At 62.8% G+C, this 18,708-nt stretch carries 20 protein-coding genes and 1 pseudogene; 9 read left to right on the forward strand and 12 right to left on the reverse strand.

The annotated features are described in order from the left end of the window. Nucleotides 1–39: 39 nt before the first annotated feature. Nucleotides 40–1,194, forward strand: coding sequence for an MBL fold metallo-hydrolase (locus AWB65_RS03415; protein WP_235007489.1), 1,155 nt, complete (start codon nt 40–42; stop codon nt 1,192–1,194). Between the two features lie 12 nt (nt 1,195–1,206). On the opposite strand, the gene AWB65_RS03420 is transcribed toward AWB65_RS03415, so the two are convergent. From AWB65_RS03420 to AWB65_RS03430, 3 genes are all read right to left on the reverse strand, one after another. Continuing rightward, nucleotides 1,207–2,217 carry a sensor domain-containing diguanylate cyclase gene (locus AWB65_RS03420; protein WP_087665806.1) on the reverse strand — a complete coding sequence of 337 codons (1,011 nt, stop codon included), beginning with the start codon at nt 2,215–2,217 and terminating at the stop codon, nt 1,207–1,209. 83 nt (nt 2,218–2,300) lie between these two features. Beyond that, a complete protein-coding gene (gene msrA / locus AWB65_RS03425) occupies nt 2,301–3,011 on the reverse strand; it encodes a peptide-methionine (S)-S-oxide reductase MsrA (protein WP_087665807.1) in 711 nt (236 codons plus the stop codon). A gap of 93 nt (nt 3,012–3,104) precedes the next feature. Then, nucleotides 3,105–3,851 (reverse strand): SDR family NAD(P)-dependent oxidoreductase, encoded by a 747-nt coding sequence (locus AWB65_RS03430; protein ID WP_087665808.1) that lies wholly within the window; start codon nt 3,849–3,851, stop codon nt 3,105–3,107. A gap of 144 nt (nt 3,852–3,995) precedes the next feature. On the opposite strand from AWB65_RS03430, the gene AWB65_RS03435 reads away from it, so the two are divergent. Further along, nucleotides 3,996–4,898: a LysR substrate-binding domain-containing protein gene (locus AWB65_RS03435; protein WP_087665809.1), complete on the forward strand. Its 903-nt coding sequence runs from the start codon at nt 3,996–3,998 to the stop codon at nt 4,896–4,898. On the opposite strand, the gene AWB65_RS03440 is transcribed toward AWB65_RS03435, so the two are convergent. Both AWB65_RS03440 and AWB65_RS03445 read right to left on the reverse strand, forming a co-directional pair. After that, on the reverse strand, nt 4,885–5,685 hold the full coding sequence (locus AWB65_RS03440) for a 2-keto-4-pentenoate hydratase (RefSeq protein ID WP_087665810.1): 801 nt from the start codon (nt 5,683–5,685) through the stop codon (nt 4,885–4,887). The genes AWB65_RS03435 and AWB65_RS03440 overlap by 14 nt on opposite strands. Beyond that, nucleotides 5,686–7,071: a TAXI family TRAP transporter solute-binding subunit gene (locus AWB65_RS03445; RefSeq protein ID WP_087665811.1), complete on the reverse strand. Its 1,386-nt coding sequence runs from the start codon at nt 7,069–7,071 to the stop codon at nt 5,686–5,688. Nucleotides 7,072–7,209: 138 nt separating this feature from the next. Between AWB65_RS03445 and AWB65_RS03450 the strand changes: the two are divergent. Next, nucleotides 7,210–7,809: pseudogene (locus AWB65_RS03450) on the forward strand (GNAT family N-acetyltransferase). Here the strand turns inward: AWB65_RS03450 and AWB65_RS03455 are convergent. Together AWB65_RS03455 and AWB65_RS03460 are read right to left on the reverse strand one after the other, a co-directional pair. Next, complete coding sequence (locus AWB65_RS03455; protein ID WP_087665812.1) at nt 7,806–8,495, reverse strand: carbonic anhydrase; 690 nt, start codon at nt 8,493–8,495, stop codon at nt 7,806–7,808. The pseudogene AWB65_RS03450 and the gene AWB65_RS03455 overlap by 4 nt on opposite strands. Nucleotides 8,496–8,632: 137 nt before the next feature. Continuing rightward, nucleotides 8,633–9,082: an ester cyclase gene (locus AWB65_RS03460; RefSeq protein ID WP_087665813.1), complete on the reverse strand. Its 450-nt coding sequence runs from the start codon at nt 9,080–9,082 to the stop codon at nt 8,633–8,635. Nucleotides 9,083–9,325: 243 nt separating this feature from the next. Here AWB65_RS03460 and AWB65_RS03465 point away from each other — a divergent pair, with 243 nt between their 5' ends. The 5 genes from AWB65_RS03465 (at nt 9,326) to AWB65_RS03485 (ending at nt 14,478) form a co-directional block, all read left to right on the forward strand. After that, the gene (locus AWB65_RS03465; protein WP_235007490.1) at nt 9,326–9,499 is read left to right on the forward strand and encodes a hypothetical protein; all 174 of its coding nucleotides are present in this window, start codon (nt 9,326–9,328) and stop codon (nt 9,497–9,499) included. A gap of 123 nt (nt 9,500–9,622) precedes the next feature. Continuing rightward, a complete protein-coding gene (locus AWB65_RS03470) occupies nt 9,623–10,267 on the forward strand; it encodes a LysE family translocator (protein ID WP_087665815.1) in 645 nt (214 codons plus the stop codon). Between the two features lie 128 nt (nt 10,268–10,395). Further along, nucleotides 10,396–10,755, forward strand: coding sequence for a helix-turn-helix domain-containing protein (locus AWB65_RS03475; protein ID WP_087665816.1), 360 nt, complete (start codon nt 10,396–10,398; stop codon nt 10,753–10,755). A 1-nt stretch (nt 10,756) separates the two neighbouring features. After that, complete coding sequence (locus AWB65_RS03480; RefSeq protein ID WP_087665817.1) at nt 10,757–12,088, forward strand: type II toxin-antitoxin system HipA family toxin; 1,332 nt, start codon at nt 10,757–10,759, stop codon at nt 12,086–12,088. A gap of 152 nt (nt 12,089–12,240) precedes the next feature. Further along, the gene (locus AWB65_RS03485; RefSeq protein WP_087665818.1) at nt 12,241–14,478 is read left to right on the forward strand and encodes an NADP-dependent isocitrate dehydrogenase; all 2,238 of its coding nucleotides are present in this window, start codon (nt 12,241–12,243) and stop codon (nt 14,476–14,478) included. 44 nt (nt 14,479–14,522) lie between these two features. Here the strand turns inward: AWB65_RS03485 and AWB65_RS03490 are convergent, their stop codons facing one another. The 4 genes from AWB65_RS03490 to AWB65_RS03505 form a co-directional block, all read right to left on the reverse strand. Next, entirely contained in the window at nt 14,523–15,197 is a 675-nt protein-coding gene (locus AWB65_RS03490; protein WP_087666026.1) for a dihydrofolate reductase family protein, read from the reverse strand. Between the two features lie 354 nt (nt 15,198–15,551). Then, nucleotides 15,552–15,824 (reverse strand): DUF1488 family protein, encoded by a 273-nt coding sequence (locus tag AWB65_RS03495; RefSeq protein ID WP_087665819.1) that lies wholly within the window; start codon nt 15,822–15,824, stop codon nt 15,552–15,554. A 238-nt stretch (nt 15,825–16,062) separates the two neighbouring features. After that, a complete protein-coding gene (locus AWB65_RS03500) occupies nt 16,063–16,569 on the reverse strand; it encodes a CBS domain-containing protein (protein WP_087665820.1) in 507 nt (168 codons plus the stop codon). 54 nt (nt 16,570–16,623) lie between these two features. Beyond that, complete coding sequence (locus tag AWB65_RS03505) at nt 16,624–16,947, reverse strand: TFIIB-type zinc ribbon-containing protein (RefSeq protein WP_087666027.1); 324 nt, start codon at nt 16,945–16,947, stop codon at nt 16,624–16,626. A 130-nt stretch (nt 16,948–17,077) separates the two neighbouring features. Between AWB65_RS03505 and nhaR the strand changes: the two genes are divergently transcribed. Beyond that, complete coding sequence (gene nhaR / locus AWB65_RS03510) at nt 17,078–17,971, forward strand: transcriptional activator NhaR (protein ID WP_087654386.1); 894 nt, start codon at nt 17,078–17,080, stop codon at nt 17,969–17,971. On the opposite strand, the gene AWB65_RS03515 is transcribed toward nhaR, so the two are convergent. Continuing rightward, entirely contained in the window at nt 17,972–18,544 is a 573-nt protein-coding gene (locus AWB65_RS03515) for a peroxidase-related enzyme (RefSeq protein WP_087665821.1), read from the reverse strand. Nucleotides 18,545–18,708: the final 164 nt, after the last annotated feature.

Raw genomic sequence — 18,708 nt, forward strand, 5'->3', positions numbered from 1 at the left:
TCGCTTTCTAAACGGCCTCCAATGCGTTCCTTCCTTTCCATGTTGTCGCGCTCCCGTGACGCGCTGATGCTCGGCGCGCTGCTATCCGCGTGCGGCAGCGGCACGCCTGCGCAAAGCCAAAGTCAAAGCCCAAGCGCAAGCCCAAGCCCAAGCCAAAGCCAAAGCCAAAGCGCCGACGCGATCCTGCAAGACACGCGGCCGCCGCTGCATCACGCGCGTCACACGTCTTCTGGCTACGTCAACAACTACGGTGACCTGCCGCACGAGTCGTTTCTCAAATGGCGTTGGGAACGCTGGACGCAGGGTCTGCCGAAGCCGCCCGCGAACGGCTACAAATTCCCGCTGGATAGTCCGGACGTCGCGTGGCTGAAAGCGAACCGCACCGTCGATACGCTCACGTGGATTGGTCACGCGAGCGCGCTCGTGCAGATCGATGGTGTCAACATCCTGACCGATCCGCAGTTCTCGCAGCGCGCATCACCGGTGTCGTTTGCCGGGCCGGAGCGCAAGGTGCCCGCTGCGCTATCGGTCGCGGAGTTGCCGCACATCGACGTCGTGCTCATCTCGCATAATCACTACGATCATCTCGATACCGCGAGCGTGCAGGCGCTCAACGCGCAGCCAGGCGGTCCGCCGCTCTTTCTCGTGCCGCTCGGCATCAAGGCGTGGATGGCGAGCGAGGGCATCGCGAACGTGCGGGAAATGGACTGGGGCGACGAGACGCGCGCCGCTGGCCTCGATGTCTGGTTCGTGCCGAGCCAGCACTGGTCCGCGCGCTCGCTGACCGATCGCGCGGAGACGCTGTGGGGCGGCTGGGTCGTGAAGACGCCCGACGGCGCGGCGCATCCGTATTCGTTCTGTTTCGTCGGCGATACGGGTTATTCGAAGGATTTCGCGGATATCGGCCAGGCCTTCGGCGGTTTCGATCTCGCGCTGATTCCGATCGGCGCGTATGCCCCGCGCTGGTTCATGCACGCGCAGCATGTCGATCCGAAGGAGGCGGTGCAAGTCTTCGGCGACTTGCGCGCGAAGAAGGCGATCGGCGTTCACTGGGGCACGTTCGAACTTGCCGATGATCCGCTCGACGAGGCGCCGCGCTTGCTCTCAGACGCCGTCAAGGAAGCGGGTCTGGCGCCCGGTTCGTTCACCGTGCTGCGTCACGGACAGACGATCAGGCTCGGCGATACGCGTTGATGTCCGTCAACCTCACCGCACCCGGCTCCGATCGATCGCCGCAATACAATCGCGCCCGTTGTCCTTGGCGTTATAGAGCTGCGCATCAACGAGATTGACGAAGCCGGTCGAGTCGAGATCCTCCGACGGCACGATCGTCCCCACACCGAAACTCGCCGTCACCACCTGTCGATACGGCGAGCGCTCATGCGCGATCTGCGCGGCGCCGATCAGGTTGCGGCAACGTTCCGCGACGCGCATCGCGGCATCGGCGCCGGTATCGGGCAGCACGAGCACGAACTCTTCTCCGCCGAAGCGCCCCAGGAAATCGCCGCTCCGCAAGCCTTCACCGAGAATCTCCGCGACGCGCTTAAGACAGGCATCGCCCTGAACGTGCCCGTAATAATCGTTGTACGACTTGAAGAAATCGATGTCGATCATCACGAGCGACAGCGCCGAGCGCGTCTTCAACGCCGCGTCCCACTCGCGCGCAAGTGCAATGTCGAACATTCGACGGTTCCCCACGCTCGTAAGCCCATCCTTGAACGACAGCTCTTCGAGTTCCCGCTGGAGCCGCGCCACCTGCTCTTCGGTCTTCTTGCGCTCGCTGATGTCAAACATGAAGCCGACGAGCGCCTGCACTTCGCCCGCTTCGTCGCGCACGACGTGCACCACGTCGCGCAGCCACACGTAGCCGCCGTCGCTCGTCAGCGCGCGATAGTCAGCCTCATGGTCCGCGCCCGCCTTCGATTGCGCGACGCAGAAGTCCACCACCTGCGCGCGGTCGTCGGGATGCATGCGTTCGGCCCAGTCCTGCACCGTCTTCCAGCTCGAAGGCGGCCAGCCGAGCAGCGCCTCGATCTGCGGGCCGATGTACGCGAACTCCATCGTGTGCCAGTCGATCTTCCAGGGAATCGCGCGCGTCGATTCGAGCAGCGTCCGGTAGACGGCGCCGTCGTGTTGGAGGTCGGAAGAAATCGCGTCGAGCGGCGCGTCGTGGCGGAGAAATTGTGCGGCGAGCGCGGTGTTGTCTTCGTTGATCATTGAACAGCCTTTGCTGTGAGTTCTCCCCCGAGGTTTACGGCGGCGGGGGAAGAATCTTAAGCGAAGGCTGGCAAGTGCGCTTTTCAGTTCGACGTCGCGGCGACCAACACCGCCTTGTCGCGGTATAGATCGGGGAACATCTGTTTCAGGTAATCGATCTTCGGCAGGTCGTTGATCGCGATATAGCCGCTGTCGGGATGCAGCGTCAGGTAGTTCTGGTGATAGGCCTCGGCGGGATAGAAGCCCTTGAAGTCCTCGACTTTCGTGACGATGCGCTCATGAAACGCATGCGTTGCGTCGAGTTGCGCGATATACGCTGTCGCGATTGTGCGCTGCTCTGCGTTCTGCGGAAATATCGCCGATCGATACTGTGTGCCGTGGTCCGGCCCCTGGTAATTCAGTTGCGTCGGATTGTGCGCGACCGAGAAGAACACTTGCAGCAGGCGCCCGTAAGTGATCTGCGCTGGATCGAAGGTGACCTGCACTGATTCGGCGTGACCGCTCTTGCCTTCGCTGACGACGTCGTAGTGGGCGGTGCCCGCCGCGCCGCCCGCGTAGCCCGAGACGACCTGCTTTACGCCGCGCACGTGCTGGAACACGCCCTGCACGCCCCAGAAGCAGCCGCCGGCGAAAACAGCCGTTTCCGCGTGTGTCGCGCCGGGTTGCTCGTCGCGCGTGGGCGGCGGGATTTTCGTCGGGGTTTCGGTGGATTGCGCGGTGCGCAGCAGGCCGAACGCGCCGACGATCAAAAGCGCCGCGCCCGCCGCTCGTATTGACCGAGAGTAGTTGAACATGTCCGCTCCTTCAAACGCGACGACCGGTACGGTGCGAGTCGTTTCATTCTCGCACCGTCCGGCTGCTCGCGCTTCGAGAGCACGATTTCGCACTTAACCGGCCGTCTTTCCGCCATCGACCGTGAGGATCTGGCCGGTCACGAACGAAGCCGCTTCCGATGCGAGAAACACGATCGCGCGCGCCACTTCCTCCGTCTTGCCGATGCGCCCGAGCGGCACTCTCGCAGCCAGCGCCGCCTTGTTTTCCGAGGTGCCGGTGAAGCGGTCGAGCATGCCGGTATCGGTCGGACCGGGCGCGACGGCGTTCACGCGCACGCCGGCAGCCGCGCCTTCGAGCGCGGCGGACTTCGTCATGCCCTCGACCGCGTGCTTGCTGCCCGCATACACCGACGCGAACGCGGCGCCTTCGTGCCCATACGTCGACGATACGTTCACGATGCTTCCGCTTTTTTGCGGCTGCATCACGCGCAGTTCGTGCTTCATGCTGAGCAACGTGCCGAGGACGTTGGTGTCGAAGGTGGCGGCGTAGGTTTCCTCGCTTTGATCGACGATTGCGCCCGGCTGGCCTTCCGTGCCCGCGTTGTTCACGGCGGCGTCGATCCGGCCGAAGCGCGCGACGGTTTCGTCGACGAGGCGGCGGACGTCGTCGTCGCGGCGCACGTCGGCCTGGATGAAGACGGCGTCGGCGCCGAGTTCGCGCAGTTCGGCGGCGAGCGCGTTGCCTTCGGCTTCGCGGCGCCCGGAGACGGCGAGCCGCGCACCGCTTTCGGCGAACGCGAGGGCGGTGGCGCGGCCGATGCCGGTGAGTGCGCCCGTGACGAGAATGACTGGCTTGGACATGATCGATTCCTATAAGGTATGGGTTGCAGCGCTCCGACAAACTTCGCGAAAGCATTTTGCCGTTGCTGTGAAGCCAATTTAGGCGTTTATTGGATCGCGGAAAAATACTTAATAAGCGGGTGGTCATGCCTGGGAGGCATGGGAATGGAACTTCGGCATCTGAGGTATTTCGTTGCTGTCGCGGAGACGGGCAGCCTGACGGTCGCCGCCGAGAAGCGGCTGCACACGTCGCAGCCGTCGCTGAGCCGGCAGATTCGCGATCTCGAAGACGAAGTCGGCGCCGAGTTGCTGAGCCGCAGCGCGCGCGGCGTCGAACTGACGGCGGCGGGGCGCGCGTTTCTGGACCACGCACGGCTCGCGCTCGCCCAGGTCGATGCCGCGACCGAGGCGGCGCGCCGCGCGTCGAAGCCGGCGAAGGAAGTTTTCGCGCTGGGCTTTCTGACTGGCGAAGAGATGACCTGGCTGCCGCGCGCGATGCGCCTCCTGCGCGACGAACTGCCGAACATCGACGTCACGGTGTCGAGCCACTATTCGCCCGATCTCGCCGATGCCCTCGCGCGCGGCAAGCTCGATCTCGCATTCCTGCGCGCGGAGCCAGGCTACGACCTCGACTATCGCGTGGTCGATCGCGAGCCGCTCGTCGTGCTGATGCCGAGCGATCATCCGCTTGCGTCAAGAGAAAGCATTCGTCCGGACGATTTCGCGGGCGAGCCGTTCGTCGCCGCATCGAACAAGGCGAAGGTGCTGCGCGGCGTGATCGACCGCTACGTCGAGGAGAGCGGGATTGGCGTCACGCCGAAGCACGGCGTCGACAACCTCGCGATGGCGATGTCGCTCGTGGCATCGACGCGCGGCCTGTCGCTGATGCCCGCGTATGCGCAGAACCTGCTGCCGTCGTCGGTGGTCAGCAGGCCGCTCGCGGGCGTGACGCCTTCGATCGAACTCGTGATCGGCTACAGCCGGTCGAATGCGTCGGCGGCGCTGAAGCTGTTTTTGTCGCGCGCGGATGAGCTCGTCGTGACGGACGCCGGCCTCAGCGCAGCGTAATCGTCAGCGGCGCGAATGGCGCGTCGCGTTCCGAGCGCCATGTCTGGCCCGGCTCGATCGGCCAGGCGTCGGTCCACGTGCCGGTCGTCACGACGTCGCCTGCCTTGAGAGCCGGCGCTCCCGAACAGCGCTGCATCTCGCGCACGAAATGCAGCAGCGCGTGCAGCGGGCCGTCGAGCACGTTTGCGCCGACGCCTTCGTCGATCAGCGCGTCGCCGTGATAGAGGCGCACATGCGCGGCGGCGAGCGCGGCATCGAGCGCGCTGCCGCTCGTCGCAATCTGCCGCACCGGCATGCGCGGCCCGACGAGCAGCCGCGCATGCAGCGCGCCATCGACGACGGTCTCGGCCGCCGTGAACTTCCAGTCCGCGCAATGCGTCTGCACGACCTCGAAACCGGGCGCGAGCCAGTCGACACCCGCGAACACATCTTCGAGCGACGGGTCCGCTGGCGGCGTCGCGGCGATGCCGAACACGATCTCGGGTTCGAGGCGCGGCTGCGAGGTGCCCGCGAGATCCACGACGCCGCTGCCGTGACACAGCGTGAGCGTCGAGTCCCAGACCGGGCCCCAGATCGGCGCGAACACGCCGTATCGCTCCCAGATCGTGCGATTCGTGAAGCCGATCTTGTAGCCGACCGCGCGCTCGCCGCGCGCTTCGCGCAGCGCGCGCACGGCCAGCGCGTCCTGATAGGCCGATGCGACGTCCGTCGTGCTGCTGCCCTGACGGTCGGCGGCGGGCCAGAGTGCGGCGGTGTCGTGGTGGGCGAGTACGGTTTCAGGTGTCATTCATGCTCCGGTTGTGGACGTCGTGGCGGGCGAGTCACTCCGCTCGGCCGCCCGCGCCGAGCGCGACAGCCGCTCGCGCACGACGCCCACGTGTTCGCGCAGCACGTAGAACGCGTCGGCGTAGGCGAGCGGCATGCGCAGCGTATCGAGCGACTCTTCGATGTGATCGAGTTCCGCGATCAGCGTGCGGCGTTCCTCGTCGGTGGAATGGTCGAGCGCGCCGCGTTCGATCGCGATCAGTGACCCGTAGTAGCGATAGATCCGCGAGCGCACGCGCCATCGATACAGCGCGGGAATCACCTGCACTGCGGGCAGGAGCAGCACGGCGATGGGCACGAGCAGAAACAGCAGCCGGTCGACGATACTCGCGACCCAGAACGGCAGCGTGCGGAACAAGAGGCTCTTGCCGGAACGGTAATAGCGCTTGGCGTCGTCGCTGATCGGGAATTCGTGCGCGGCCTGGCTCGGGAACTGGCCGGCGCTCTGCATGATGCCCGGCTTGCCGTGCGTCTCCTGCGCGGCCTCGATGATGAGGTCCGAGATCGCGGGATGCAGGCTCGGACGCGCGACGATCTCGACCGTCGGACTGATCAGGTGGATGGTGTCCGGTGGAACCTTGCGGCCGAGATCGAGCACGCCGGGCGGCAGGTCGATCTCGTCGAGATAGGGGAAGAGGCGCGTGTAGGCCTGCGCTTCCGTAAAGTCCATTACCGAAACGCCGGGCACTTTCAGGAGCCGCAGCATCAGCGCGCGGGTCGCGGAGTCGCCATTGAGGATCGCAGCGTCCGCTTCGCCCGCGACGAGCTGCGTCGCGGCTTGCAGGCCGTCGGAGGGCAGGAGCGTGGTGGCGTCGCCGGGGACGATGCCGTTGGCTGCGAGCAGCTTGAGCGAAAGCAGGCGCGTGCCGCTGCCTTCGCGGCCGATGGCGATGCGCCGGCCTTCGAGTTGCGACAGTCGCGTCACGCCCTTACCGCGATAGAACACGACGACCGGCACGTAGAACACGCTGCCGAGCGAGATCAGCGACGACGTGGCGATGCCGTCCGACGAGCCGCCCTGCACGAGCGCGAGGTCGACGTGCTGCTTCGGGTCGAGGAGACGTTGCAGGTTCTGCACCGAGCCATCGGATTCGAGCACGTCGAGCCTGATGCCGTTGCGCGCGAGGATCGTGCGGTACTGCTCGGCGATGACGAAGAACGAACTGTCGCGCGGGCCCGCGCTCATCGTGATGCTGCGCGGCGGCGCGGGATCGACGAGCCAGATGACGAGCGCCATCGCGATCACGAAGAGCACCGCGACCGGCGCGAACGTGATCGCCAGATCGCGCCAGGCGATCTTCGCGTGATCGTTCGGAAGATGCGGCCATGGCGGGCGACGATGCTTCATGAGAGCCTCATCGGAGAACCGGCGGATGGTCGGAAGCGGCGTGTCCGTTCTTGGTGGCGCCGCGCGTGAATGATCTTAACCCGCTCGCCGCCGTTCCTGTTCTAAGATGTCGGGCCTCCCTGTCAAATCCCTCAAGTCATGATCGACAACGACGCCTTGTCCATGCAGCCGGTTCTCATCGGCAGGACCATCGAACTCCGTCCGCTTCAACGCGAACACGCGTCCGACCTGCTGCACGCGGCCGCCGACGGCGAGCTATGGAACATGAAGCTGACGGTCGTGCCCGGACCCGACACGATCGAGCAGTACATCGGCAAAGCACTCGACGGCCGTGACGCAGGAACGGTGATGCCGTTCGTGATCGTGATGCGGGATTCGGGATGCGCAGTCGGCAGCACGCGTTTCTAGAAGATCGATCGCGTCAACCGGAAGCTCGAGATCGGGCATACGTGGCTCGGCGAATCGGTGCAGCGCTCGGGGGTCAACACCGAAGCGAAGTTTTTACTGCTCGCGCATGCGTTCGAGGCGATGCGCTCAGTTCGCGTGCAATTCACGACCGATGAACTCAACGAGAAGTCGCGCGCCGCGATTCTGCGCATCGGCGCGAAGCAGGAAGGCATCGTGCGCAACGAACGCATCATGCCCGATGGCCGCGTGCGCAACTCCGTGCGCTTTTCCATCATCGATTCGGAATGGCCTGACGTGAAGGCGATGCTGCTCGCGAAAATGGCGCGTTAGGCGCCGCTCGACGGCTTTTGCGCGAGTCGCGTGCGGGCTTCGGTAGTGGTGAGGAAGGCGCCGTCGGCTTCATCGAAGACCGAGACGCTGCCGTGCCCGATGTCGTACACCCAGCCCTGAATCTGCAGCGTGCCGAGCGCGAGTCGCCCGGCCACGGCGGGATGCGTGCGCAGATGATTCAGTTGCAGGCGGATGTTTTCCTCGACCATCGCCTGCACGACGCACTCGGGCTCGAGTTTGCGCGCCGTCACGACGCTGCGCGCGGCTTCCGCGTTGCGCAGCCACGCGTGGACGGTCGGCATGTCGTCCGCAAGCGTTGCGCCTAACGCCAGGCCCTTCATTGCGCCGCAGTCCGAGTGGCCGCAAATGACGATCTGCTTCACGTTCAGCATGAGCACCGCATACTCGACGACTGCCGACACGCCGCCAAGCATCTCGCCGTAACCCGGCACGATATTGCCGATGTTGCGGCACACGAAGAGCTCGCCGGGACGCGTCTGCGTGATCAGCTCCGGCGACACGCGCGAGTCGGCGCAGGCGATGAAGAGCGTATGCGGCGACTGGTGCGCGGCGAGGCTTTTGAACAGTTCGGCGCTGTCGGGGAAGACGTCGCGGCTGAACTCGTCGGCGCCCTGCAGGAGGTAGAGCAGGTCGTGGTTTTCGCTGCGCGGCTGGGTGTCGGACATGGGTGGGGCCTTGTCGTGGGGTTCGGCTCAGAAACGGCCGTGGCGATCAAGTGTATTTCAACACGACGATAAGGAACGTGCTTGCAACTTGCAAGTTTTGGCCTGACAAAGGCCGGGGTGCCCGGCCTTCGTGATGATCACCCTACACGAATCAGCCTAAGCTGCTGCAGTGCGGTAACGCCGTCGTCCAGACCGATCTCCTCGACGATCCTGCCTTCCTTCAGCCGCAGCACCGTCGTGCCGGTGAAGTGCATCTTGCGCCCGGTCGCCGCTGGCAGCGACCCGGCTTTGAAGTCGCCGAACGCCGGCCCTGTGTGCGTTCCGCCGCCTTCCCACCGGCCGACGACGTAATCCCCCTCCGCGATGAGTTCGGCCGCGCCCTGGAATTCCAGATCGGGAAAGGCTTGGCGAAACCCGCGCATGAACGCCTTGATGTCATCGTGACCGCGGCGCGGTTCGTGCAGCGAGTATTGGAGGAGCATGTCGGGCACGGCGAGTTCGTCGACGATGTCGAGATTGCAGGTCTTGCCCCAAAAATCAGTGAACCAGCGGCCTACGATTGCCTTGTTGTCGTCTTCCTTGGACATGGTGATTTCCTCGAATGGCTGTGTCGAAAGAGAAGCCGGTTGCTTCTCTCAGCGTCGAATGTATCGACGCGACGTGCTGCCGACGCCCCGATTCTTGCGGGGAAATACATATTGATCAGGCAGCAAGAAACGGAGTGTTCGAGGCGCTGTGGAACGGTAAGCTGTTTCTTTGCCTTCGCCATAGGGTTGATAGCCATGCGTGTAGTGCTCTGCGCTGTGTTGGTCGCCATGACGGGATCATCGATGGCGCTTGCGACGCAGCAGGAAAGCGCCGCATCGGATGCCGAATCGCAGGCGCCGAAGACGCTCAAGGAGCGCCTGGGCGACAAGGCAAGTGACGACCAGCGCGTCGACAATTGCAAGGTGCCGGCGGAGCGTCGCGGTTCCAAATCGCGTCCGGAAGGGTGCACGCGTTAGCTAGTGGCCCGTCCTCGCGCGCCTGAACCGTACATGGTTCGGCCAAAGCGTTTCATCGACAATCGATCACTGCGCACGCGAGCCGCGTTTCAAGGCTCGTCATCGAACCGATTGGACACTTCCATGACCGCGTTCTTCACCGCGAACCTTCTGTTCGCCTGGTCGGCTTATTTCGTCGGTACAGCCAGCCCTGGTCCGAGCAATCTCGCGATCATGTCGATCGCGGCGACCTCCGGCCGCAAGGCTGCGCTGACGTTCGCCGCCGGCGTCGTCTCGGGATCGTTTTTCTGGGCGACGCTCGCGACGTTAGGGTTATCGGCGACGCTGCTCGCGTGGTCCGGGTTTCTCGTCGTGGTGAAGGTTTTCGGGGGCGTCTATTTGTTGTGGCTCGCGTTCAGGTCCGGAAAGTCGGCGCTGATGGCGAGGCCTGTCGCCGGTGCATCACCCGCGAACAAGCAGTCTTTGCGACGGCTCTACACCCGTGGGGCCCTTTTGCATCTGACGAATCCGAAAGCTATCCTCGTGTGGATATCGGTCGTGGCGCTGGCGTCGCCGGCTCAGGCGAGTCATTCACATATGGCGGCCGTCGTCGGCGGGTGCTTGTGTATCGGCGTGACGGTGTTTGGGAGTTACGCGGCGCTCTTTTCGACAGCGGCGGCGCGGCGCGGGTATGTGGCGGCTCGCAGGTGGCTGGATGGGTGTCTGGCGATCGTGTTCGGGGTGGCGGGGATTCGGTTGTTGGGGTCGCAGGTTCAGGATGTAACGTAATAAATAAATTACATTAAAACGAAGATTAAAGTTTGTGTATCGAATACCCGACGTAAAAATCCGCCCCTCAATGTTGTATATATGTTACTTTAAGTAGATCAAACGACTTAAAGCTGCATATACGTAACATGACCCTTTCCCAACTTGGCGAGTCTTTTCGCCAGCGCCGTCTGATTGCGAACCTGACTCAAGGCGAAGTCGCCGAGCGTAGCGGCGTGCCGCGCGTGCGCATCAGCCAGTTCGAAACCGGTGCATTGCCGGAACTGGGCGCGGTGAAACTGTTGAGCCTTTTCGAGGCAATCGGACTCGAACTCATCGTGCGTCCAGCTGGGCACCAGCGCACGCTCGACGATGTCATCGACGAAACCGAAACGGATGCCGGCATGAATGCCGAGCCAGCGAGCACGCGCTTACGCGTGCGCCATCCTCGCAAGCAAGCGTCCGAGGTGCTCAAGAGCGTCGCGAAGCCGCGCAACGCCGAGGCATGAAATGAGTAAGTCGCCGCTACTCGATGTCTACGCCGACTCGACGCTCGTCGGAACCTTGACGCAGGAAGCGCACGCGGGCGTTTTCACGTACCTTCCCGACGTCGCCGCGCGCCATCTCGTCTCGTTGCTCATGCCGGTGCGCGCGCAGTCGTACACGTGGCCGAAGGGCCTGCATCCGTTCTTCCAGATGAATCTTCCGGAAGGATATAAAAAGGACCTGATTCGGCGCTGGCTCGGCGCGCACGCCGACGTAAGCGACATGGGACTGCTGGCGCTTACAGGTGCCAACGCCATCGGTCGCGTCCAGGTGGTTCCGCACGATACTCGTCTAGAAACGGCGCAATCGCCCGCTGATATGGCGACGCTGCTCGCTTCAACCGATTCGCGCGACAATCTTCTGCGGCTTCTTGAAGGCGACATGACGCAGGGTGTCTCCGGCGTGATGCCGAAGGCGCTCGTCAAGCCGGACGAAAAGGCGACCGTCTGGACCGACGAATTTATCTTGAAGACGGGCTTCGACGACATCCCCTGGCTATCGGTAAATGAATACCTGTGCCTGGAAGTTGCGCGCCATGCTGGCCTGCGGGCTCCGGAAACCCTGCTGTCGAACGACGGACAGGTGCTGGCCGTTCGCCGGTTCGATCGCGACCGCGACGGGCGTCGGCTCGCATTCGAGGACTTCTGCTCGCTAAAGGGCATCGATCCGCTGGACAAATATCGCAAGGGAAGTCTCGAAGATCTGGCGAAGCTGACGAGGACGTATGTCAGCGCGGATTTCCTCCAGGACGCCGTGCGGGATTTGTTCACGCTGCATCTGGTCAACTACGCGCTGCGCAACGCGGACGCGCACATGAAGAACTTCGCGCTCGTCTACGCGAGCCCTGACGACGTTCGCTTCGCGCCGGCATTCGACATCGTGACCGTCACGATCTATCCGCGATTCCGGCACGACATTCCCGCCCTGCCGTTGAAGGGAAAACGCGTGTGGGCGTCCGGCAAACTGCTTTATCAGCACGGTGGCGCGTGGCTCGGACTGTCGAGATCGGTCATGTCGGAGTGTGCGGCGCGCGTCGAGGCCGCCGTCCAGAAGGTGCTGCCGCAAGTGGCCGAATACGCCGAGCGCTTCCCCGGCTTTCGCGACATCGCCAAGCTCATGCTCGATGCATGGGCGCAGGGCCTCGAAGACATCAAGCCCGATGCGAAGCCAGGGACGGGCGTGCCGGCGCCGTTGCGCGAGCAGGCAGGGCTTTCCGGCTCCGACGGTGTACGGCGCAAGAAGGAGCTGAATCCGTACGCGAACCCGGACGGGCCGTTCGGACATAAAGCGAGATAAAGGACAACAGAGCGCGGCGGCCCCCAATTTACCTTCCACCACCCCCTCCCCGCCGCCCATCCCCAAATTCAGGCAAAATTCAGGGTTTAGCGCCGGACTTCGGTCCTGCCGCCGCCCGCGGCCCCATCCCGCCTTCAACCCTGAGACCTGCGATGAGTACCCAGCAACCGACCATCATCTACACCCTCACCGACGAAGCCCCGCTGCTCGCGACCAGCGCCTTCCTGCCGATCATCCGCACGTTCACCGCGCCGGCCGGGATCAACGTCGAGACGAGCGACATCTCGGTGGCAGGCCGCATTCTCGGCGAATTCCCTGAGTTCCTGACCGAAGCGCAGCGCGTGCCCGACAACCTCAAGGAACTCGGCCGCCTGACGCTCCTGCCCGACACCAACATCATCAAGCTGCCCAACATCAGCGCTTCCGTGCACCAGTTGATCGGCGCGATCAAGGAATTGCAGAACAAAGGCTACAAAATCCCGGATTTCCCTGAAGAGCCGAAAACCGACGCCGAAAAGGCCATCCGTCAGCGCTATTCGAAGTGCCTCGGCAGCGCGGTGAACCCGGTGCTGCGCGAAGGCAATTCGGACCGCCGCGCGCCCGGCGCAGTCAAGAACTACGCGCGCAAGAACCCGCACAGCATGGGCGAGTGGAGCATGGCGTCGCGCACGCACGTCGCGCACATGAAGCATGGCGACTTCTATCACGGCGAAAAGTCGATGACGCTCGACCGCGCCCGCGACGTCAAAATGGAACTCGTCACGAAGAGCGGCAAGACGATCGTGCTGAAGCCGAAGGTCGCGCTGCAGGAAGGCGAGATCATCGACAGCATGTTCATGAGCAAGCAAGCCCTCTGCGACTTCTACGAAGAGCAGATGGAAGACGCGCGCAAGACCGACGTGATGCTCTCGCTGCACGTCAAGGCGACGATGATGAAGGTTTCGCACCCGATCGTCTTCGGCCACGCCGTCAAGATCTTCTACAAGGACGCGTTCGACAAGCACGGCAAGCTCTTCGAAGAACTCGGCGTGAACGTGAACAACGGTCTCGTCAATCTGTACGACAAGCTCGAAACGCTGCCGAGTTCGAAGCGCGAGGAAATCATCCGCGACCTGCACGCGTGCCATGAGCATCGTCCGGAACTCGCGATGGTCGATTCGGCGAAGGGCATCTCGAACCTGCACGCGCCGAACGACGTGATCGTCGATGCATCGATGCCGGCGATGATCCGCATCGGCGGCAAGATGTGGGGCGCCGACGGCCGGCCGAAGGACACGAAGGCCGTGATTCCGGAGAGCACGTTCGCGCGCATCTATCAGGAAGTGATCAACTTCTGCAAGACCAACGGCAACTTTGATCCCGCCACGATGGGCACGGTGCCGAACGTCGGCCTGATGGCGCAGCAAGCCGAGGAATACGGCTCGCACGACAAGACCTTTGAAGTGGCGGAAACGGGCGAGGCGCGCATCGTCGATCTCGCCACCGGTGAAGTGCTGCTCGTGCAGAACGTCGAAGAAGGCGACATCTGGCGCATGTGTCAGGTGAAGGACGCGCCGATCCGCGACTGGGTGAAGCTCGCCGTCGCGCGCGCGCGCAACTCGGGCATGCCGGCGCTGTTCTGGCTCGACCCGTATCGTCCGCACGAAGCCGAACTGATCAAGAAGGTCGAAACGTACCTCAAGGATCACGACACTAACGGCCTCGACATCCAGATCATGTCGCAGGTGCGCGCGATGCGTTACACGCTCGAACGCGTGATTCGCGGCCTCGACACGATTTCGGTGACCGGCAATATCCTGCGCGACTACCTCACAGACCTTTTCCCGATCATGGAACTCGGCACGAGCGCGAAGATGCTCTCCATCGTTCCGCTGATGGCGGGCGGCGGCATGTACGAAACCGGTGCGGGCGGCTCGGCGCCGAAGCATGTGAAGCAACTGGTCGAGGAAAACCATCTGCGCTGGGATTCGCTCGGCGAGTTCCTGGCGCTGGCGGTGTCGCTGGAAGACCTCGGCATCAAGACCGGCAACGCGAAGGCCAAGGTTCTCGCGAAAACACTGGATGCCGCGACTGGCAAGCTGCTTGAGAACAACAAGAATCCGTCGCCGAAGACCGGCCAGCTCGATAACCGCGGCAGCCAGTTCTACCTCGCGATGTACTGGGCGCAGGAACTCGCCGCGCAAACCGACGACGCCGAACTCGCCAGGCAATTCGCGCCGCTCGCGAAGCAGTTGACTGCGAACGAGCAGGCAATCGTCGCGGAACTGGCGGAAGTGCAGGGCAAGGAAGCCGATATCGGCGGCTATTACAAGCCGGACTTCGACAAGCTCGCCACTGTAATGCGTCCGAGCAAGACGCTGAACGAGGCGCTCGCTTCGGTCCAGCATTAAGCTTTCTTCAAGCTAAAGACGCGCTGTGCAACGCAGCGCGTCCGTTATTTTTTATAACGCAGCCACACCGCGTCATGCCCGGCCTTCTCGACCGATTCGAGCTTGAGATAGGCCGGCGCTTTCCACTTCTCCATCGGAACCTCGAACGACGACGGATGTTCGTCGCGTGAATCGACGAGCGGCAGAATCAGCACGCTCACTTCATCGACGAGTCCCGCGTTGACGAACGCGCCGCTCACGTGCGAGCCGCCTTCGACGATCAGCTTCTTCACGCCCAACTCACGCGCAAGCGTATCGACGACCACCGCCAGATCGATATCCTTCTTGCCGCCGAACACATACGACACGCCGATCGATTGCAGATACGCGAGGAAATCGTCGGGGACTTCTTCGGCCAGCACTTCGATCACATGCGATTTCAGCGCCGTGTTGCTCTTCCACGCGACACGTCCTTGCGGATCGATCGAGATCGCATACTGCGAGGCGTCGCGTTCGACGAAGTAATCCGTGCGCGGGACCGGCGATTTCGCGAGACCCTTCGGATAATCCTTGCCGTGCGAGATTTCCTGCATCGTCACCCGGCCGCAAATCCAGCCATCGGCTTCGAAGGTGGCGGCGGTGCTTTCGTAGAGATCGCTGGCGTAGTCGAGATTCCAGCCGTCGGTGAGACTGCGGCCGTCGATCGACGACATCATGTGCGCGACGATGTAAGGCTTCATCATGGTGTGCTCCCTGCTGAAAAAACCAATCCAGCAGCAAGACGCGTACCCCGCGTCAGCACCAGACGACGCGGTCATACCCCACGGTGCGTCGAAAAACGTGACGCTCGCCCCACGTCGTGTACTCCATGTACGCACACTCCAGCACTACGATCCAATTACGCAGCATCATCGACGTTCTCCTCGTGCGTGCCGGATTTCGACACAAACCCAGTCTACGAAACCAGCAAGGCAGACCATCGGGCGAACAAGCGCCTCAGTCGGGCTCAGTTCGACGCACGAGAGGGGACGGGCGGCACGTTGACCGCCTCAAGAGGAGCAATTACGGGAGTTCCGACCGAAGCCGGAGGACCGTCACACGGACGGTCCCTTGAAGTCGCTGCTTTCGAGTTCGACGGACTGTCCGCCGTTGTGTTCCAGCACGCGCTTGGCCGCTTCCTCGATGCGCATGCGGCTGCCTTCGAATGTGCTCAGGAGCGAGTGAGAGGACGTGCCTTCGTTGCCGAAGTGATCGTTGAGCGCATCGAGCGACACGCTGCACCAGACCTCGCGACCTTCAACGTTGGCCTCGAAAGCAACGCGCGAAGCGGCTACGACGTGGCGTCGGCCGCTGAATTCAATGGTCATGTTTGCTCTCCTTGGTTGAGTCGCAAGGGGTCCGACAGCATGGGACGTGCCAGCGTCGGCACGCTTGCGGCTCTCAGGTACAGGCACGGACGCGAAGGGCGTCTTTACCGATTATAGGAGTCGGAGAGGATTTGCACCGAAAGGGACGTATCGCGGGCGCTTCTACGCAATGACTGCGCGGCGGGCGCTGGCAATAGTGAAACGATGGCGGAGGCGTGTGAGCCTCCGCCGCGGGACCTCAGGAAAGGCTGGTCGCAAACGCATGCGGCAACGACGCCCGCCTCGTCAGCGTCGATACCCCCGCATCGTGACTCTCGCCACGCACGTACGTCTGCAACTGATCGATCGCGAATTGCTGTTCGTCGATGAGGTTCTTCACCAGATCCCCGATCGATACCATCCCGGCCAGTTGCCCGCCGTCGATCACCGGCAGATGCCGGATGCGATGCGCGTTCATCAGCGCCATGCAATCATCGGTGCTCTGACCGGGGCGCACATAACGCAGCGCGCGCGACATGATGTCGGCCACCGCCGTGTTCCGCGACGACCTTTCCAGCAGCACCACTTTCCTCGCATAGTCACGCTCGGTCACGATGCCGCGAACCGCCGCGCCCTCGGTCACCACCAGCGCGCCGATACCGTGCCGCGACATGACTTCGATCGCCTCGTAGACGCTCGCCGCCACGTCGATCGTATGAACCGATACATCGGTCTTCGCATTCAACAGTTGCCTGACAGTTGCCATCTTCTGAGCTCCGTATTAAAGATCAACTTCAAAATTTCGCTTCGCTGTTTACCCTTAGCCGAAGTCGAACAGTTCATTGAGCAGCGATTTTTTCTTCCTGTACGGCTGATGCCGCTGGTCGCGATGGCCCTTGTAGCCGTCATCGCGCGAGCCCCAGTCGGCGCGGCGTTCGCGCTCGCCGTATTGCGTATGTTCGAAGCGTTCGCGTGGCACTTGCTTGTTGCTTTGTGCAACAGCGTTTTCCTCGATGCGCGCGAGCAGCTTGTCGAGTTCCCCGCGATCAAGCCAGATTCCGCGGCACGTCCCGCAGTAGTCGATTTCGATGCCTTCCCGCTCGCTCATCAGGAGATCCGGGGTCTTGCAGACAGGACATTTCATCTCGGTCATTTCCTTCAATTGGCTTACGACAGTCACCAATGTATCGAAATCGCCTGTGATATAAAACTCGTATTTACGCTCTATTTCATTCGAGAAAACCGATGAATGGTGCGGACGCACGGAGGCTGCCTTGAACTTCAAGCATCTGTATTACTTCTGGGTTTCGGCGCGGGCGGGGAGCCTGGCGCGCGCCGGATCGCAACTGCACATCACGCCGCAGACGCTGAGCGGGCAGATCAAGCTGCTGGAAGACGCGCTCGATAAAAAGCTGTTCCGCAAGAGCGGCCGCAATCTCGAAGTAACGGACGCGGGCCGGCTCGTGCTCGACTACGCCGATGAAATCTTCGCGCTCGGCGCGGAACTGGAAAGCGCCGTGAAGCGCGATCAGGCGCTCACGCAGACGCAATTGCGCGTAGGCCTCGCCGATTCCGTGCCGAAAGCCGTCGCGTATCGGCTGCTCGAACCGGCGCTGAACCGCTCGGAATCGCTACGGCTGATCTGTCACGAAGGCAATTTGCACGCGCTCCTTGCGCAACTGGCGGTGCATCGGCTGGACATGATCATCGCAGACGCGCCGATTCCATCCGGTGTCAACGTGAAGGCGTTCAATCATCTGCTCGGCCGTTCGACGCTCAGTTGTTACGCGCCCAAGTCGCTCGTGAAGCGTGCCGAGCGCGACTTTCCTGCATCGCTCGAAGACATGCCGGTTCTGTTGCCCGGCACCGAATCGGCCGTGCGGCGCAAGCTCGATTACTGGCTGAAGTCGCAGGGGGTGGCGCCGCGCATCGTCGGCGAATTTGACGATGCGGCGCTCGCGATCGCGTTCGGCCGCGAAGGCCGTGGCGTGCTGTTTGCGCCGACGGTGCTCGCGGCGCAGTTGAAAAACGAACATGCGTTGAGCGCGGTCGGCCATATCGACACGATTGTCGAGGAGTTCTTCTCCATTTCGATCGAGCGGCGCGTCAGCCATCCGGCGATCGCGTCGATACTGAGCGCGGCGCGCAGCGAACTCTTCGGCGCCTGACTACGCCTTCGGCACGCGGCCCATCAGGAAGAACTCGTCGTTGGGCCGCATCGAAATGACGTTCGCCATGCGGTTCGACAATCCGAAGAACGCGGTGATCGCGGCGATGTCCCACGCGTCTTCATCGGAGAAACCGTGCTCGCGCAAGGCCGCGAAATCGGTGTCGTCGACGCTGCCCGAAGCGCGGCACACCTTCAGCGCGAAATCGAGCATGGCTTTCTGGCGCGGCGTGATGTCGGCCTTGCGATGATTGACGGCGACCTGATCGGCGACGAGCGGATTCTTTTCGTAAATGCGCAGGATCGCCCCATGAGCGACGACGCAATACAGGCAATCGTTCACCGCGCTCGTCGTAACGACGATCATCTCTCGCTCGCCTTTTGTCAGGCCGCCTTCCTTCAACATCAGCGCGTCGTGATACGCGAAGAACGCGCGGAATTCGTCGGGGCGATGCGCGAGCGTGAGAAACACGTTAGGCACGAAACCGGCCTTTTCCTGCACTTCGACGATGCGTGCACGAATGTCGTCCGGCCATGCATCGGGATCGGGCACGGGGTAGCGGCTGATCTTCATCGGGTATGTCCCTCTTCAAAGGCATGCATGAGTCGCGAGACGATTGTAGCGGCTGGCTGTGCAGCTATCGTCCAGTGTTCTCGCGCCTCACGTTTTCCCTTAGAGGGGCCGTCGCGGTACGACGGTTGCTGTACTGCAGCATTCCTACTTCACGAACGACGATC

The sequence above is a fragment of the Caballeronia humi genome (assembly GCF_001544475.1).
GTDB lineage: Bacteria > Pseudomonadota > Gammaproteobacteria > Burkholderiales > Burkholderiaceae > Caballeronia > Caballeronia humi.

Bases quoted from the DNA above. Each gene is read 5' to 3' on its own strand.
- AWB65_RS03415 (WP_235007489.1), top strand. From the start codon at position 40: ATGTTGTCGCGCTCCCGTGACGCGCTGATGCTCGGCGCGCTGCTATCC.
- AWB65_RS03420 (WP_087665806.1), bottom strand. From the start codon at position 2,217: ATGATCAACGAAGACAACACCGCGCTCGCCGCACAATTTCTCCGCCAC.
- msrA (WP_087665807.1), bottom strand. From the start codon at position 3,011: ATGTTCAACTACTCTCGGTCAATACGAGCGGCGGGCGCGGCGCTTTTG.
- AWB65_RS03430 (WP_087665808.1), bottom strand. From the start codon at position 3,851: ATGTCCAAGCCAGTCATTCTCGTCACGGGCGCACTCACCGGCATCGGC.
- AWB65_RS03435 (WP_087665809.1), top strand. From the start codon at position 3,996: ATGGAACTTCGGCATCTGAGGTATTTCGTTGCTGTCGCGGAGACGGGC.
- AWB65_RS03440 (WP_087665810.1), bottom strand. From the start codon at position 5,685: ATGACACCTGAAACCGTACTCGCCCACCACGACACCGCCGCACTCTGG.
- AWB65_RS03445 (WP_087665811.1), bottom strand. From the start codon at position 7,071: ATGAAGCATCGTCGCCCGCCATGGCCGCATCTTCCGAACGATCACGCG.
- AWB65_RS03455 (WP_087665812.1), bottom strand. From the start codon at position 8,495: ATGTCCGACACCCAGCCGCGCAGCGAAAACCACGACCTGCTCTACCTC.
- AWB65_RS03460 (WP_087665813.1), bottom strand. From the start codon at position 9,082: ATGTCCAAGGAAGACGACAACAAGGCAATCGTAGGCCGCTGGTTCACT.
- AWB65_RS03465 (WP_235007490.1), top strand. From the start codon at position 9,326: ATGGCGCTTGCGACGCAGCAGGAAAGCGCCGCATCGGATGCCGAATCG.
- AWB65_RS03470 (WP_087665815.1), top strand. From the start codon at position 9,623: ATGACCGCGTTCTTCACCGCGAACCTTCTGTTCGCCTGGTCGGCTTAT.
- AWB65_RS03475 (WP_087665816.1), top strand. From the start codon at position 10,396: ATGACCCTTTCCCAACTTGGCGAGTCTTTTCGCCAGCGCCGTCTGATT.
- AWB65_RS03480 (WP_087665817.1), top strand. From the start codon at position 10,757: ATGAGTAAGTCGCCGCTACTCGATGTCTACGCCGACTCGACGCTCGTC.
- AWB65_RS03485 (WP_087665818.1), top strand. From the start codon at position 12,241: ATGAGTACCCAGCAACCGACCATCATCTACACCCTCACCGACGAAGCC.
- AWB65_RS03490 (WP_087666026.1), bottom strand. From the start codon at position 15,197: ATGAAGCCTTACATCGTCGCGCACATGATGTCGTCGATCGACGGCCGC.
- AWB65_RS03495 (WP_087665819.1), bottom strand. From the start codon at position 15,824: ATGACCATTGAATTCAGCGGCCGACGCCACGTCGTAGCCGCTTCGCGC.
- AWB65_RS03500 (WP_087665820.1), bottom strand. From the start codon at position 16,569: ATGGCAACTGTCAGGCAACTGTTGAATGCGAAGACCGATGTATCGGTT.
- AWB65_RS03505 (WP_087666027.1), bottom strand. From the start codon at position 16,947: ATGAAATGTCCTGTCTGCAAGACCCCGGATCTCCTGATGAGCGAGCGG.
- AWB65_RS03515 (WP_087665821.1), bottom strand. From the start codon at position 18,544: ATGAAGATCAGCCGCTACCCCGTGCCCGATCCCGATGCATGGCCGGAC.